Consider the following 15,144-nt stretch of genomic DNA (forward strand, 5'->3'; position numbering starts at 1 on the left):
ATTTTCTAATTATTTATCTTCAAGCGGATCTTTTATTAGTTCAGGATTCTTTTTGACATTTTCTAAAATTGGCGTTTGTTTTATTGTATCAACAAAAGCACCTTTATCTCTTATAATTGGCACTATGGCTAAAGCAATTTTACCTGTACTAAATTGTTTCCTTATGAAGTTATATCTTTTAACACCAAGTCTTCTACAAACTTCAAAAAGTATTGCCTGCCTTTGGCCATAATTATCTAAAGTGATTCGGAAATGTTCTTTTTTTGGAGTTATTACAGCACCAATACCTTCAGATTGTACTAATTTTCTTGAATTATCAGTTCCTAATAAATTAGTAACAAATATATTATCCACGTAAAGTTCAGAATTTCTAACTTCAATTTTACCGATTTTAACATCTGCGAGATCACCAACATTATGTCCTTTTGAAAATCTTCTTAAAATTAAGAATGTTATTGCACCGGCTATTACACCAATTACAATATTCACCCATATTACTTTGCTGTTAACGACATGCATGGTTATTCCAGTAATTAAAGATACTAATAGAGCAAAATAATTTCTTGCTTCATATGTTTTCGAAATACCATCTATGTAAGCATCACCTCTTTTAGCATATTCAGAGCTATCAACATCTTTTAAACTCTCTTTTTCTAATTTCCTAATGTCCCTAAAATGCTGGATACCCAATGTTAAAAAAGTAATAGCTGAATAATTCTTAGTTAGAAAAGCAGGAACGACAACAGCTCCTAAACCTGCAGCAACTATTCCTGAAACTAAATTTAATAAATAACCATTAGGATAACTTGGGTATTGCCTATAATCTTGTATTATGGTTAATATCCTTGCTAAACTCCCCATAATGACAGCAGTACCTATAAAAATAAGTTGCTGCTGAGATATAATTTCTTCTTTCATTATGACCTCCAATTAAATTATTCGTTTGTAATGGGATATTACTTCAGCAATACCTATATAGGGATAAACATAGTAGTATCTCGGTTTTTATGTACAAGGATTGACCTATAAAAATTATTATTCTATTTATAATTTTAATTATTCACAAAAACTTGTTAAAATAAAGGTAATCTATTTGGATGAAAAAGGTGAGTATAATGAAAAAGAGTGGGAATTGTTTTGGCTGATAACTAAAGGCCTCATTATAAATAAATTATTCTTTAGGCAAAATAAGATTAAGAAACTATTTTTATAACTAATAAACTTGTTTGACGAGAATCTCGGTATAAGGAGAGATGATAATGCCTAAAGCTAACTAGCAACCTGTTACCCCATATTTAATGAATATTAAAACACAATACACTGGATTACCAGTTATTGTTATTAAAGATGGAAAAGTTTCTGATGAAAATTTAAAAAAAATAAAAAATGGATAATGTATAGATTTATTATAAAATTTATCAAATATATTTTTTAAAAAAAAGGGTACAATAAACTTTAATCTCAATAAAAAGAGATAATTGTTCTCCGCTGACAATTAAATTTTTTTCTAGAATGAAAGGAGAAATAAAATTATGTCATCAAATAATAATGGTAACAACAGAGTGAAAGTTCCAGAAGCGAAACAGGCTTTAAATCAAATGAAGTTAGAAATAGCTAATGAATTAGGCTTAAGTGATTATGATAAGATTGACAAAGGAAACTTGACATCTAGACAGAATGGCTATGTTGGTGGATACATGGTAAGAAATTTAGTAGAATTGGCCCAAAAACAGATGGCAGGTCAAAACGGTACACAAATTAAATAATTAAATATAATATTTCCTATGAGTATTTTAGTCATAGGAAATATTTTGTATTTAAAGTCTTTTTAGCACTTTTAAATATTAACTTTTTACATTAAAAATCTTAATTTGGTTAACTTTAATAATTTCGCTAAAATATACTGATAGAATACTCATGCTTTTTTTACAAATACTAATTGATGTAAGTAGGACTTACAAATTTAAAGAATATTAATGGAGGCAATACATGACAAATATAAATGGAAATATTCCTAGTATTAAAAATTCAAAATCAATAGAACAGGCAGAAATTCAAAATGCTATGCAAAATATGAACTCTCCTGCAAGTAAAAATATGATTTTAGGTGCTGAATTAACTTCAAATATTTCAAATACAGCAAGCCTAGGGAACATGACCAATTCTGTTCCTAGCTTAAATAGTTCTACATCTGTAGGATCTGAAAAAATACAAAGTGTAAAAAATAAACTGCAAGAAAGTGGTAATAATAACAACGTTTATTAGTATGTTTTAGCAAATTAAAGAATGGGCTGTCTCGATAAGGGGCGGCCCTCTTACCATATTTAGAATTACCCCTATTTAATTTTAATATTGCGGTTACACGTATTATAATAATATTATTAAACAACATTATTATAACACTAGCACGAAAAAAATCCATATATTTACACTAATTCAATAACATGGTACAATAAAGTGAACTGACTATAATAAACTGGATAAACATAATAAGGTCATCTAAATCAGCTCTAATGAGCATAAATTATTTGGATAAGTTAGATATTGGTATTACTGAAAAACTATATTTGATAGGTATCCACTAATGGTAAGGTTCAACCTAGATTTAAAATTAACTAAGCCAATAAAACAGGAGATACAGAATAGTTATGAATAAAATATTAGTGTTTATTTTTGACGGAATGACAGATTATGAAATAACATTTATTACCCACTTATTGAGTGCAGATGCTGGTAAAAAAATAATTACAATTTCGTATGAAAATAAAATTATTAAAGGCAGCTCTGGTTTTTTATATAAGCCGTTAAAATTAATAACAGATGTAAAATATGAGGATGTAGAAGGTTTGATAATTCCAGGTGGGTGGTATGGAGATTCTAAACCTGAATTAATAGAACTAATAAATAACCTGAATTCAAAAGGGAAATTAATAGGTGGCATTTGTGGTGCTGGAACAGTATTTTTAGCAAAGTCAGGTATCCTGAAAAATGTTAAATATACTTCGCCCGTTGTAGAATGGACGCAAAAACATATTGAGGCATTTGGAGAAGAAGACCCCTTCCCAAGAGAAAATTTTGTTTGGGAAAGGGTTGTAAAAGATAAAAACATTATAACTGCTCAAGGAATAGCTTTTATCGACTTTGCAATAGAAATATGCGATTGGTTTAATTTATTTAAAAATAAAGAAGAAAAAAATAACTTTGCTAAGCATATCAAGGGAACATAAAAGAATTAAATATTACGTGGACTGACCTTTGAATTCCAATTAACTTTTGTATGAATTTTTTAAGTCGTTTTAAGCTCCGTCCCCAGAATACATGTTAACTTCAGGAGAATATTGGGACTATGTAAATGAGATATGCCCTAACAAGGATGATAAATAATTAGGAAAGACAAAATAGACATTTCACATCTATTGATTCACAATATTCAAATATTACGACACAATTGTAGAAAAAAGCGAACAAGAATCGCTTTAATAATTATGAGGATTTTTTTCTCGTTTTAATTTGTACTAATTCTTGACATAGGACCATTTCAAATTTTTATAAACGTGATATAATATAATATATACAAGCATAAGCTTGTATCAAACTGTTCTTGAGGAAGTAAGGAGTTGTGGTAAATAACTGAACTAATTGCTATATTTAAATTCATTTAGGCTTATTTAGAAAACACTATATTGAGAAAGCGAGAGTATGTTATGAAAGTTATTGATTTAACACGCACAATTTCTGAAAGTATGCCGGTTTATCCGGGAACAGAAGGACCAAAATTAAAAATTGCAAACACTTATGAAAAAGACGGTTTTAAAGAAACTTTAATTACAATGTTTTCACATACAGGAACTCACATGGATGCACCAGTGCATTTATTTTCCCACAGAACTACGTTGGACACTTTTCCCATAGAACAATTTGTCGGCAAAGGAATAGTTATTGATTGCAGTGATTTGAGAGAAGGCCAAAGAATTACTATGAGTTACATTAATGATGTAAAAGAAAAAGCAGATCAGGCAGAATATATTTTATTCCATACAGGTTGGGATAAGTATTGGGGGACAAGTTCTTATTTTGGAGAATATCCATATATAACAGAAGAAGTAGCAGAATATTTAATACATAATAATAAAAAAGGAATCGGATTAGATGTAATAGGATTAGACCCTATCTCAGATGAGAATTTGACACTCCATCGAAAACTTTTCTCTGAAACTGATATAGTCGTTATAGAAAATCTTGCTCGCTTAGGTGATGTGGGAAATGAAATCTTCACATTCTGCGCTCTTCCGCTTAAATACGAAAATGCAGATGGAGCGCCTATTAGGGCAGTTGCTATTCTAAGTGAGTAGAAGTGAGCGTATTTTATATTGAATAAAACTTTATGAATGTTAGCCACACCCTTCAAGGAGGGTGTGGCTTTTTCAATGGAAATGTTTTCTGAATTGATGTATAATGGTTTAGAGATGATTTGATTGCTTTCTTGTAAAATATAATTCTTTCTTTGTGAAAGGAACTGAGAATATGACAAAGATAAATAAAAAAATAGTGTACTCTATTATGGCTTTTACAGTTCTAGTAATCCTTATTGCCGTAAATCAGATTATAATAAACAATTATGACTTGAGTGTGTATGAGTACATAGAGTATTCACTTCCTTTAACTGAAAGGGAAGTCAATTTTTTGTCTGAAAAAGAGACCCTATATTTTTCATCTGACAAGAATGCTCCGCCTTTTGCATATATAGATAATAATAGCGGACAGTACAAAGGACTTGTTCTTGATTATGTTAATGCACTTTCAATAGAACTTGAAGCAGATATAGAATTTTTGCCCAAAACATGGGGAGATGTAGCTCCCAGCGTGATTGAAGGCAGTTCGGATATGTGTGATATATTTCCCAGCGACGAGAGAAAGAAAAACTTTATATTTTCTGAGCCTATTTACAGGCTGAGAGCTGTTGTTATGACTGGAGATTCAAGCAATATATCAGTACCGGCTGATTTGTCGGGATGCAGGGTGGCAGTTCCATCTGGCGACTATGCAGTTGAATATATTAGAAACAATATACCTGGCGTTGAAGTAGTAGAAGTAGCAGACCTGCTTGAGTCTATAAAACTTTTCGATAAGGGAAGTGTTGATGCCGTAGTAGGAGATGAACCGGTATTACTTTATTTTTTGAATCAGCTGGATATGAAGGACAGTATTAATATTTTGGACACAGTTTTGTATGATAGCCAGGTAAGTATTGGTGTTAATAAGTCTAACCCTTTACTGGCTAAGATAATTAATAAGGGGATATTGAGTCTAAAGAAGAAAAACTATGTTCAAAAAATACAGCAGAAATGGTTTGGAATTTCAGCCCCTATAATGGAACACAGGGTTCCTGCCAGACTGATGCTGATACTTACTGCAGTTATAAGCGGGCTTATATTGATTTTTTCTGTAATGCTTTTATGGAGCTACACATTAAAATTGCAAGTAATAAAGCGGACAGAGGAATTAAATAAAAGCAGAAACAATCTGCAAATGACAGTAGATGCTCTTTCAAGTTTTTTAATATGCGTTGATTCAGAAGATAGAATTACAAGCGCAAACAAATCTTTTTGTGAGTATGTTAACATTAGTAGCAGCTCTATGCATGGGCAGTATTATAAAAATATTCCTCTTTTAAGCAATATTGGAATTAAAACAAGCTCGGTGAAGAATAACGAATTTTCATTTCTAGGTAAATACTACTTGTATTCATTGTTAGAGATGAATTATAAAGAATGCAGTTATCTTATAGTCATTGAAGATATTACAGATCAAAAAATAAGTCAACAGCAGGTATTGCAACAGAATAAAATGATAGCTTTGGGGCAACTTGCAGCAGGCGTGGCGCATGAGATAAGAAACCCTTTAGGCCTTATCCAAAATTACTGCTATATTTTAAAGACATATGTTATGACCAGCAATCCTGTTGCCAAGGACTCAATAGAAGTAATCGAATCTTCAGTTGAGAGAATGGATGGAATTGTAAATAATCTTCTAAACTTTTCTCGATCAGGCAACGGTAAATTATCATGTATTGATATTAAGAAATTTATTAATGATATTACTTCAATGGAAAATAAGTTCAGGCTAAAAAGTAATATTACAGTAAGCATAAACTGTAGCAAAGACATTAAATTTCTTACAATTGAAGAGAGTATGAAGCACATATTTTTAAACCTTTTTTCAAATGCTGCAGATGCCATGCCTGATGGTGGGAAAATAATAATTGACTGTGTAATGGAAGAGGACTATTTGTATGTTGATTTTAGCGATGCAGGATGTGGGATAAGCGATGAAAGCATTGAACGAATCTTTAATCCATTTTTTACTACCAAGAGTTCGGGTCATGGAACAGGGTTGGGATTGTATATAGTATATAACGAGGTTCAGAAGCTGGGAGGAGAAATTAGGGTTGAAAGCCACATGGGAAAGGGAACTGTATTTAAGATGAAATTTCCAGTTGTTAAGGAGATGCGAGAAAATGTATGATTTTAAAGTGCTTATTGTAGATGATGAAGAAGATTTCAGAAAGGTATATAAGCTAATGCTTGAATATAAAGGCTATTCTGTTTCGACGGCTGAATCGGGTGAACAATGTTTAGATTTTCTTAAAACAGAGTCATATGATTTGGTTTTGACAGATTTGAAGATGAACGGGATAGACGGTGTTGAGCTCTTAAAAAAAATAAAAGAGCTGGGCTACGGGTGTGAAGTGATTTTGGTAACTGCGTTCAGCACTGTGGAAAACGCGGTTACAGCAATGAAGTTAGGAGCTTTTGGATATTTTATTAAAGGACAGGATCCTCAAATATTGCTTAAAGAAATAGAAAAGCTTGTAACAATTTTACGTTTAAAAGACGAAAATGCAAGAAACAGTCAGACGAATTTTAAATACCTTCTCGATACTAAAAGTGAAAAGTTTCGAGAGGTTCTTCGAATATCAAAAAAAGCTGCTGAGGGAAATTCTAATATCCTTATCCTTGGAGAATCCGGAACAGGCAAAGAAGTAATTGCCAAGTTTATACACAGTTGCAGCAGCAGAAGAGATAAGAATTTTGTTGCTGTGAATTGTCAGGCATTTTCAGAAAATCTTCTTGAATCAGAGCTTTTTGGGCATGAAAAAGGTGCTTTTACAGGAGCAACTGAAAAAAGAATAGGAAGATTTGAAGAGGCAGATAAAGGGATGTTATTTCTTGATGAAATAGGAGAAATATCACAAAGTATACAAGTAAAGCTTTTGAGAGTAATCGAAAATAAGATTATAGAAAGAATAGGAAGCAATAAGGAAATAGATATTGACATAAAGCTGATCAGCGCCACAAATAAAGATCTATTTAAAGAAATATGCCAAGGTGGTTTTAGGGAAGATCTTTTTTATAGGATAAATACAATTACTGTTTATGTTCCACCCTTGAGGGAAAGAAGAGAAGACATTCCTGCTTTTATAGATTTTTTTCTGAAATATTATGAAAATGAGATGAAGAAAAAAATAATAAGTATTGACAGCAGTCTTATGGAAATACTGATCAATTATAATTATCCGGGTAATATAAGGGAGTTAAAAAATATAATTGAGAGATTGGTAGTGCTAAGTGATAACGGAATTTTGGAAAAAAGAGATTTGCCTGTTATTCGAGAAAGAAATGATAATATGGATGAAACAGGTTCAAGATTGAAAACTTTGAGAGATGTTAGACAAGATGCAGAAATTAAACACATCAAGCATGTGCTAATGAAGTGCGGCAATAATATCAGTGAGGCTTCAAGAATTTTAGATATTAGTAGAAGGCAACTGTATAATAAATTACATGAGTATAATATTGAACTTAAATTATGAGAAATTTATTATACATAATGTGAAATTAATTATACACTTTCCGAAAACGTTTCTCTGTTTTATATTTGTTTAGAACCTTCATACATTCAAATTAAGGCAATTGTTAAATAATGCTCATCTTGGCATGCTAATTGCTCTATGTAATTGTAACAATGTTAAGGAGGAATTAGCATGGAAAAGATTTTGCAAATCAATGATTTTGTGAACAGCATTGTGTGGGGGCCGTACATGATTGCTCTGCTGGTAGGAACCGGAATTTTTTTGAGTATTCGCTTAGGCTTTCCGCAGGTTGTTGATTTCAAAGACATAATGAACAAAACTGTTGGCAAAATGTTCAAAAAGAAGTCAGGAATAGAGGGAGACATTACTTCGGGCCAGGCAGGCCTTACTGCAATAGCTGCTGTGGTTGGAACAGGAAATATTGCAGGAATTGCTACTGCTATAGCGATTGGCGGACCTGGAGCTGTATTTTGGATGTGGGTATCTGCATTTTTTGGAATGGCTACTAAGTTTTCTGAGATAGCCCTCGGTATTAAATACCGTGAGAGGATGAAAGATGGTTCAATAGCCGGAGGCGCAATGTACTATCTTGATAAAGGACTTCATAATAAATTTTTATCTTATTTTTTCAGCATAATGGTTATTATAACATATTTTATAATGGGAGCAGTGGTAGATACAAACTCCGTGGCACTATCTGTACAAGAGCAATGGGGAATTAAACCGTTAATCACTGGTATAGTGTTGTCTATTGCAACTGGAATAGTAATATTGGGAGGAATTAAGAGAATGGGGCAGGTATGTGAGTTCCTTACACCTTTTATGGGAGGACTTTATATACTCGCTGGAATATTTGTTCTAATTCTTAATTTCAAAGAAGTCCCGGGAGCATTGGGAGCGATATTTTCAAATGCATTCACCCCAATATCAGCAACAGGTGGTTTTGCAGGAGCTACTTTAGGAAAAATTATTAAAATTGGTTTTGCTCGAGGGCTTTTTTCAAATGAAGCAGGAATGGGAAGTTCCCCTATTATTCACAGTAGTGCCCAAGTTGACCACCCGGTTGAACAAGCTATTTGGGGTGTAGCGGAGGTATTTATTGATACAATTATCATTGGCACTATAACAGCGGTTACAATCATTATTTCCGGCGAATGGACAACCGGAGTATCCGGCGTTGCTCTAACAATGAGAGCATTCAATGTGGCTCTACCTGGGAACATAGGAAGTTATATAGTACTTGGGTCTGCGCTGTTATTTGGGTACTCATGCCTTATATCTGTTAACTATTATTGTGAAAGAGCAGGGGAGTATATCTTTGGACCAAAATGTATTAAACCTATAAGATATTTATGGATAATCTTCATAGTTATAGGATCAATGGGTGGCTTAGAGTTTGTATGGTCTCTTGCGGATACAGCAAATGGTTTGATGGCAATACCGAACCTTATAGGTCTTATATTCCTCAGTGGGATAGTAGTAAAACTTAAAAAAGAGTATTTTCAAAAAAACAATGAAGAAAATGATTTATCAACTAATTAGTTGAAGTCAAAATTTATTAATACAATCTGTGTGTAGAAATCTGATAATTGATTTTATATCATATTATCAGATTTTTTGCTATGATATTCAATGGTGCATGGGATAATTTTATGAAATATTAATCATATAATAAATTTTACGAATTATTTACACGCTATATATTGACGTATGAGCATATACTCATATACAATGTTTATAAATTTTAATAGTAGGAGTAAAATAATGAGCAATAAACCAAAGGTAGCATTTATATGTGTTCACAATTCATGCAGAAGTCAGATAGCAGAAGCACTGGGCAAACATCTGGCAAGTGATGTTTTTGAAAGTTATTCAGCTGGAACGGAGACTAAAGCAAGGATTAACCAAGATGCTGTTAGGTTAATGAAAAAGATTTATGGTATAGATATGGAAAAAACACAGTATTCTAAGTTAGTTACTGAGCTTTCCGACATTGACATAACAATTAAAATGGGGTGCAATGTAGTCTGCCCGTTTCTTCCAAGCAAATATGAAGAAGACTGGGGATTGGAAGACCCTACAGGCAAAAGCGATGCGGATTTTGAAATGGTTATAGCTGAAATAGATAAAAAAGTGATTGAACTCGCAGAGAAAATTAGAAATGGAAATTTGTATTGATAAGCAAATCGAAGGTAAAAATAAGGAAATCAAGCACTTGCGGCTTGAAGATTTCTGGAGGAAATGATGATAGATATTTTAAAGGCGTTAGCTGATGAAACAAGGTTAAGGATTTTATCACAAGTATTTAAAGGTGAAATGTGCGTGTGTGAAATTGAGCATTGTCTTGGACTTACTCAGTCTAACGCATCAAGACATTTGACGGTACTTAAAAAGGCGGGTATTTTAGATAGCTATAAAAATGCGCAGTGGACATATTACAAAATAAGTGATGGATTTATAGATGACAATAAAGAGCTATATGATTATCTAAAAAGAAAAATATGCACACTTTCCAGCTATGAAGATGATGGTGCTAAATTTGAATGCTGCAAGCAGCAGGATTTGTGCAATAAATAAAGAGAGGAATATTATGAGCAAAAAAAATGCATCCGGAATAGGATTTTTTCAAAAATATTTAACAGTATGGGTTGCGCTGTGTATGGCTGCAGGTGTGCTTATAGGAAGATTTATCCCTATAATTCCTGAGATTTTAGGCATGTTTGAATATGCCAATGTGTCGATACCAACTGCAATATTAATATGGATAATGATTTATCCAATGATGATGAAAGTAGATTTTGAGAGCATAAAAAATGTAGGTAAGAACCCGAAAGGTTTATATGTTGTATGGGTGATAAACTGGCTTGTGAAGCCGTTTACAATGTATGCAATAGTGTCATTTTTCTTGTTTGCTGTTTTTAAAAATTTTATAACCCCTGAACTTGCAACTAATTATCTGGCAGGTGCTGTATTGCTGGGGGCTGCTCCGTGCACAGCAATGGTTTTTGTGTGGAGTACATTAACAAAGGGGGATCCTGCATATACGGTGGTTCAGGTTGCCACAAATGATTTAATTATATTGGTGGCATTTATTCCAATAGTAAAATTTTTGCTTGGGGTAAGCAACGTTTCTGTTCCTTGGGATACATTGGTTTTATCGGTTGTTCTTTTTGTAGTGATACCATTGACAGCCGGTGTTTTAACCAGATTGAATATAGTTAAGAAAAAGGGATTGGAATACTTTGAAAGTGAATTCTTGCAAAAGTTTGACGGAGTTACTACAGTCGGTTTATTATTAATGTTAGTATTGCTATTTTCATTCCAAGGGGAAACTATATTAAATAATCCTTTGCATATTTTACTAATTGCGGTACCGCTTATAATACAAACACTTTTCATATTTTTTATTGCATATTTTGCCTGTAAACTGCTTAAGCTTCCATATGATATAGCAGCACCGGCCGGTATGATTGGGGCATCAAATTTTTTTGAACTTTCTGTAGCAGTAGCGATAGCATTATTTGGAATGGATTCACCGGCTGCTCTAGCCACAACTGTAGGTGTTCTGACAGAGGTGCCTACAATGCTGCTTCTTGTATATGTTGCTAATAGAACAGCTGACTTGTTTCCAAAATATTGATTTTTCACTTTTATAAACAACGGAATATTGCTAATTCACTAATGAAGAATAATTACTCTGCTGAGAGCAGTGTAATTATTTTTTTGCCAACCATAGAGTATTAGATTTTGGTAGCAATAATTAGCTAATTGATATATAATGAGCTAATTAATTCAATTAGTTATTTTTTAGAAAGGAACAGGAGCATTTTCTGACATAAATATGAATAAAATTTTGAAATTTACAAACCAGATGTTTTCAGGCGAAATTATTGGATATTTAATGATTTTGACTGCCGGAACATTGTGGGGAACAATAGGGTTATTTGTGAAATTATTGAATGGTGTTGGAGCCACATCTTCACTAACTTCATTTATGAGGCTGTTTATGGGGTTTTGCATTTTAATTCCCATAATGTTTTTCAAGGGCGGAACAAAGTTATTTAAAATAGACGGGAAGGGGTTGTTTCAGTGTTTTTTACTGGGAACACTGTCTCAGGCGCTGTTTAACTATTGCTATACTGTAAGCATAGGAAGCGTAGGGGTTGCTACGGCTTCCATACTTTTATATACCGCACCCGTATTTGTGTGCGTTATGTCAAAAATTTTCTTTAAAGAATTAATAGGAATACAAAAGGTTTTTGCACTTGCATTAAATATTACGGGATGTTTTCTAATGGTAACCGGCGGAAACTTGTCAAATTTAAAAATATCTTCAGCAGGAATAATTTTCGGCCTTACGGCGGCTTTTATGTACAGCCTTGTAACAATTATAGGGAAAATTACATCCGGCAATATTAATCCGTTTACGGTTGTATTTTACAGCTTCTTGTTTGGCTGGATTGTGCTTGGAATTTTTACGTCGCCGTGGAAGGATATTGCGGATGCGTGGAGCTTTAGATTTTTGGTTTATTCAATTGGGTACGGTTTTATACCTACAGTGGGCTCTTACCTGCTTTATATGGGTGGTTTGTGCAGGAAACTGGAGCTTTCCAAAGTGCCGGTAATTGCTTCTGTGGAGACGGTGGTTGCATCGCTTATAGGAGTAATTGTGTTTAAGGAAAAAATAGGACTAATTAATATGTTTGGAATTATTATTCTTATCATGTCTATTGCTATAATGAATCTAAATTCAAAAAAAACAAACAGAGAAATTGCACATTGCAATATAACCGAGGTTGATAAGATAAAATAATAGAATAAGTATTCATGTTATGATTCTTTCGGATTTAATAATAAATAATTGCTTTAATTTTTAAATCAAGGGTATAATACAATATATCACATTTTATCGGAAAAAAGAAAGGAGAAAACATGAGTGATTTATTTAGTCTGAAAGGTAAGATAGCTTTGGTGACAGGCGCTTCTTCAGGTTTGGGCGTGCAATTTGCAACAGCGTTGGCAAGACAGGGTGCAGATGTTGCCGTTCTGGCAAGAAGAGTTGAAAAATTAAATAGAGTAAAGGAAGAATTGGAAAAGCTGGGAGTAAGAAGCTTTGCGGTTCAATGCGATGTAAGCGATGTTGAACAGATTAAGACTGCAGTGGCAAAGGTTAAAGAACATTTTGGCAGAATAGATATTCTTGTAAACAACGCAGGCATAGCTCTTGTTGAACCTGCAGAGTCTCAATCTGACGAAACTTGGGAAAAGATGATTAAGGTTAATTTAAATGCAGTTTATTATTTTGCAAGAGAAGTCGGGAAAATAATGGTAGAGCAAAAATACGGAAAAATAATAAATACAGGATCAATACACAGCACAGTTGCCATGACCGGCCTTCCTATTTCAGCGTATGCAACTACTAAGGGCGGAGTTATGATGATGTCCAAGGCATTAGCAAATGAATGGGCTAAGTATAATATTACGGTTAATACCATCGGGCCAGCTTATTTTGAAAGTGAGATGACTGCTGGGATTGTTTCTGATAAATCATTTTCAGATGCGGTTAAGGCTTACTGCCCTATGGGAAGAATAGGCAAAAAAGGAGAGCTTGACGGAGCGGTAGTTTATTTTGCTTCAGATGCATCAAGCTATACAACGGGTCAATATCTTGCAGTAGACGGCGGGTGGACGTCGATCTAATAATTGAAATTTAAGTTAATTATTAAGCCTGCCCTTTTTTAAAGGGCAGGCTTTTGATGTGCCCAAAAGCATAATGTTATTCAGTCTCGTATTTTAAAGTATTTTAATATTAGAAATTGATTTTGTGATTCAAATAATATAAAATTGAAAGTAAATATATGGATAAAAAATTAAAGAGGTAGTGAATGGAGCATATAGTTGAAAATATGAAGCCATCTGATTGGAAGCAGGTTAAAAACATTTACATAGAAGGAATAAAGACAGGCATTGCAACATTCCAGTCAGATGCACCTAGCTGGGAGGAGTGGGACAAATCCCATATAAGTACCTGCAGACTTGTTGCCCGCTCGTCTAACAATGATATTTCCGGATGGGCTGCGCTAAGCCCTACATCAAGTAGAGAATGCTACAATGGAGTTGTGGAGGTAAGCATTTATGTAAGCGAAAAATTCAAGGGACAGGGTGTCGGAAAATCTTTGCTGACAAAACTAGTTAAAGAATCCGAAGCGAATGGTTTTTGGACATTGTATTGTGCGATCATAAGAGAAAATGCTGCCAGTATAGCTTTGCATAAGAAATGCGGCTTCAGAGAAATAGGCATAAGAGAAAAAATAGCAAAAATGAATGATGGCATTTGGCATGATGTAATGCTTATGGAACGTAGAAGTTCAGTTGTAGGTGTAAATCAATAAAGAAATTGTGATTTAAAATCACGAGATTTTTAATAAGTATAAAAAAATCCCGATTTAATGTAAAGTATGCTTGACAAAAGCAAAATCATGTGCTATTATTAACGTAAAGTTAACTTTACAACATGCATAAGCATGTTATATTTTCAAACTGTACGTAAAGCGCACTTTACATGGAGGTAATAAATGAAAAATCGATTGGAAAAAATACGAAATGAGCGCGGAATAAACCAGGAAGATCTGGCAAAAGCATTGTCGGTATCACGCCAGACAATAAGCTCATTGGAGAATGGTCGTTACAATCCTTCAATTTTGCTTGCTTTTAAAATAGCAAAATACTTTTCAATGGCAATTGAAGATATTTTTATTTATGAGGAGGACATAAAATGAATCAAATAAGGAAAAGAATAATTGAATATATCTTGATTGGAAGCGTCGGTGTAATTTTGTTTGTTATTGCGGCAATACTTGGATTTGAAGATTCAGCCTGGAGTGGGATGGGTGCAGGATTAGCAGCCGTATCTGCAGTTAGGCTTGTTCAATTGTATCGCTATAAAAACAATGAAGATTATGCTGAAAAGATAAATATAGAAAACAGTGATGAAAGAAACAGATTTTTAGCCGAAAAAGCTAGAGGTATGACATTTGTTTATTCCATTATAATCGAAGCGGTTGCTGTTGTCGCTTTCAGATTTCTGGGTCATTCTGAAGCAAGTACATTTATAGGTTTTTTAATTTGTATTCAGCTGGTTATATACTGGTTAAGCTATATATGGCTTAAGAAAAAATATTGATTATTTAAATTTATTTAGTGTATTGGAGCCAACTATAAATTGAAGCAGCGTAAGAAAATTTGAGGTGTCTATAATAATTAAATAAATT

The 15,144-nt window shown here is 33.2% G+C and carries 16 protein-coding genes; 15 read left to right on the forward strand and 1 reads right to left on the reverse strand.

Features of this window, described 5'->3' with window-relative positions; all coding sequences use genetic code 11:
- Positions 1-9: 9 nt before the first annotated feature.
- Positions 10-918 (reverse strand): YIEGIA domain-containing protein, encoded by a 909-nt coding sequence (locus tag RBQ61_RS07700; RefSeq protein WP_308139904.1) that lies wholly within the window; start codon positions 916-918, stop codon positions 10-12.
- 614 nt (positions 919-1,532) lie between these two features.
- Between RBQ61_RS07700 and RBQ61_RS07705 the strand changes: the two genes are divergently transcribed.
- From RBQ61_RS07705 to RBQ61_RS07775, 15 genes are all read left to right on the forward strand, one after another.
- On the forward strand, positions 1,533-1,766 hold the full coding sequence (locus RBQ61_RS07705; RefSeq protein WP_308139905.1) for an alpha/beta-type small acid-soluble spore protein: 234 nt from the start codon (positions 1,533-1,535) through the stop codon (positions 1,764-1,766).
- A gap of 223 nt (positions 1,767-1,989) precedes the next feature.
- The gene (locus tag RBQ61_RS07710; RefSeq protein WP_308139906.1) at positions 1,990-2,265 is read left to right on the forward strand and encodes a hypothetical protein; all 276 of its coding nucleotides are present in this window, start codon (positions 1,990-1,992) and stop codon (positions 2,263-2,265) included.
- Positions 2,266-2,648: 383 nt separating this feature from the next.
- Entirely contained in the window at positions 2,649-3,227 is a 579-nt protein-coding gene (locus RBQ61_RS07715; RefSeq protein WP_308139907.1) for a DJ-1/PfpI family protein, read from the forward strand.
- Positions 3,228-3,704: 477 nt separating this feature from the next.
- Positions 3,705-4,352 carry a cyclase family protein gene (locus RBQ61_RS07720; RefSeq protein ID WP_308139908.1) on the forward strand — a complete coding sequence of 216 codons (648 nt, stop codon included), beginning with the start codon at positions 3,705-3,707 and terminating at the stop codon, positions 4,350-4,352.
- Positions 4,353-4,524: 172 nt separating this feature from the next.
- Complete coding sequence (locus tag RBQ61_RS07725; RefSeq protein WP_308139909.1) at positions 4,525-6,525, forward strand: ATP-binding protein; 2,001 nt, start codon at positions 4,525-4,527, stop codon at positions 6,523-6,525.
- Positions 6,518-7,873 carry a sigma-54 dependent transcriptional regulator gene (locus RBQ61_RS07730; protein WP_308139910.1) on the forward strand — a complete coding sequence of 452 codons (1,356 nt, stop codon included), beginning with the start codon at positions 6,518-6,520 and terminating at the stop codon, positions 7,871-7,873. Before RBQ61_RS07725 ends, RBQ61_RS07730 begins: the two co-directional genes overlap by 8 nt.
- Before the next feature lie 171 nt (positions 7,874-8,044).
- Positions 8,045-9,415 carry a sodium:alanine symporter family protein gene (locus tag RBQ61_RS07735; protein WP_308139911.1) on the forward strand — a complete coding sequence of 457 codons (1,371 nt, stop codon included), beginning with the start codon at positions 8,045-8,047 and terminating at the stop codon, positions 9,413-9,415.
- 222 nt (positions 9,416-9,637) lie between these two features.
- The gene (locus tag RBQ61_RS07740; protein WP_308139912.1) at positions 9,638-10,051 is read left to right on the forward strand and encodes an arsenate reductase ArsC; all 414 of its coding nucleotides are present in this window, start codon (positions 9,638-9,640) and stop codon (positions 10,049-10,051) included.
- Between the two features lie 63 nt (positions 10,052-10,114).
- On the forward strand, positions 10,115-10,450 hold the full coding sequence (locus RBQ61_RS07745) for a helix-turn-helix transcriptional regulator (protein ID WP_308139913.1): 336 nt from the start codon (positions 10,115-10,117) through the stop codon (positions 10,448-10,450).
- Between the two features lie 13 nt (positions 10,451-10,463).
- Positions 10,464-11,513 (forward strand): ACR3 family arsenite efflux transporter, encoded by a 1,050-nt coding sequence (gene arsB, locus RBQ61_RS07750; protein WP_308139914.1) that lies wholly within the window; start codon positions 10,464-10,466, stop codon positions 11,511-11,513.
- 201 nt (positions 11,514-11,714) lie between these two features.
- A complete protein-coding gene (locus RBQ61_RS07755; RefSeq protein WP_308139915.1) occupies positions 11,715-12,686 on the forward strand; it encodes a DMT family transporter in 972 nt (323 codons plus the stop codon).
- Positions 12,687-12,805: 119 nt separating this feature from the next.
- Positions 12,806-13,573, forward strand: a complete 768-nt coding sequence (locus tag RBQ61_RS07760; protein ID WP_308139916.1) for a glucose 1-dehydrogenase — start codon at positions 12,806-12,808, stop codon at positions 13,571-13,573.
- Positions 13,574-13,758: 185 nt separating this feature from the next.
- Entirely contained in the window at positions 13,759-14,265 is a 507-nt protein-coding gene (locus RBQ61_RS07765) for a GNAT family N-acetyltransferase (protein WP_308139917.1), read from the forward strand.
- Between the two features lie 183 nt (positions 14,266-14,448).
- On the forward strand, positions 14,449-14,652 hold the full coding sequence (locus RBQ61_RS07770) for a helix-turn-helix transcriptional regulator (RefSeq protein WP_213927058.1): 204 nt from the start codon (positions 14,449-14,451) through the stop codon (positions 14,650-14,652).
- Positions 14,649-15,056: a hypothetical protein gene (locus RBQ61_RS07775; protein WP_308139918.1), complete on the forward strand. Its 408-nt coding sequence runs from the start codon at positions 14,649-14,651 to the stop codon at positions 15,054-15,056. The genes RBQ61_RS07770 and RBQ61_RS07775 overlap by 4 nt, the downstream gene beginning before the upstream one ends.
- Positions 15,057-15,144: the final 88 nt, after the last annotated feature.

The organism is Sedimentibacter sp. MB35-C1 (genome assembly GCF_030913635.1).
In the GTDB taxonomy this organism is placed as follows: Bacteria; Bacillota; Clostridia; order Tissierellales; family Sedimentibacteraceae; genus Sedimentibacter.

Bases quoted from the DNA above. Each gene is read 5' to 3' on its own strand.
- RBQ61_RS07720 (WP_308139908.1), top strand. From the start codon at position 3,705: ATGAAAGTTATTGATTTAACACGCACAATTTCTGAAAGTATGCCGGTT.
- RBQ61_RS07700 (WP_308139904.1), bottom strand. From the start codon at position 918: ATGAAAGAAGAAATTATATCTCAGCAGCAACTTATTTTTATAGGTACT.
- RBQ61_RS07710 (WP_308139906.1), top strand. From the start codon at position 1,990: ATGACAAATATAAATGGAAATATTCCTAGTATTAAAAATTCAAAATCA.
- RBQ61_RS07705 (WP_308139905.1), top strand. From the start codon at position 1,533: ATGTCATCAAATAATAATGGTAACAACAGAGTGAAAGTTCCAGAAGCG.
- RBQ61_RS07715 (WP_308139907.1), top strand. From the start codon at position 2,649: ATGAATAAAATATTAGTGTTTATTTTTGACGGAATGACAGATTATGAA.
- RBQ61_RS07765 (WP_308139917.1), top strand. From the start codon at position 13,759: ATGGAGCATATAGTTGAAAATATGAAGCCATCTGATTGGAAGCAGGTT.
- arsB (WP_308139914.1), top strand. From the start codon at position 10,464: ATGAGCAAAAAAAATGCATCCGGAATAGGATTTTTTCAAAAATATTTA.
- RBQ61_RS07770 (WP_213927058.1), top strand. From the start codon at position 14,449: ATGAAAAATCGATTGGAAAAAATACGAAATGAGCGCGGAATAAACCAG.
- RBQ61_RS07745 (WP_308139913.1), top strand. From the start codon at position 10,115: ATGATGATAGATATTTTAAAGGCGTTAGCTGATGAAACAAGGTTAAGG.
- RBQ61_RS07760 (WP_308139916.1), top strand. From the start codon at position 12,806: ATGAGTGATTTATTTAGTCTGAAAGGTAAGATAGCTTTGGTGACAGGC.
- RBQ61_RS07775 (WP_308139918.1), top strand. From the start codon at position 14,649: ATGAATCAAATAAGGAAAAGAATAATTGAATATATCTTGATTGGAAGC.
- RBQ61_RS07735 (WP_308139911.1), top strand. From the start codon at position 8,045: ATGGAAAAGATTTTGCAAATCAATGATTTTGTGAACAGCATTGTGTGG.
- RBQ61_RS07730 (WP_308139910.1), top strand. From the start codon at position 6,518: ATGTATGATTTTAAAGTGCTTATTGTAGATGATGAAGAAGATTTCAGA.
- RBQ61_RS07755 (WP_308139915.1), top strand. From the start codon at position 11,715: ATGAATAAAATTTTGAAATTTACAAACCAGATGTTTTCAGGCGAAATT.
- RBQ61_RS07740 (WP_308139912.1), top strand. From the start codon at position 9,638: ATGAGCAATAAACCAAAGGTAGCATTTATATGTGTTCACAATTCATGC.
- RBQ61_RS07725 (WP_308139909.1), top strand. From the start codon at position 4,525: ATGACAAAGATAAATAAAAAAATAGTGTACTCTATTATGGCTTTTACA.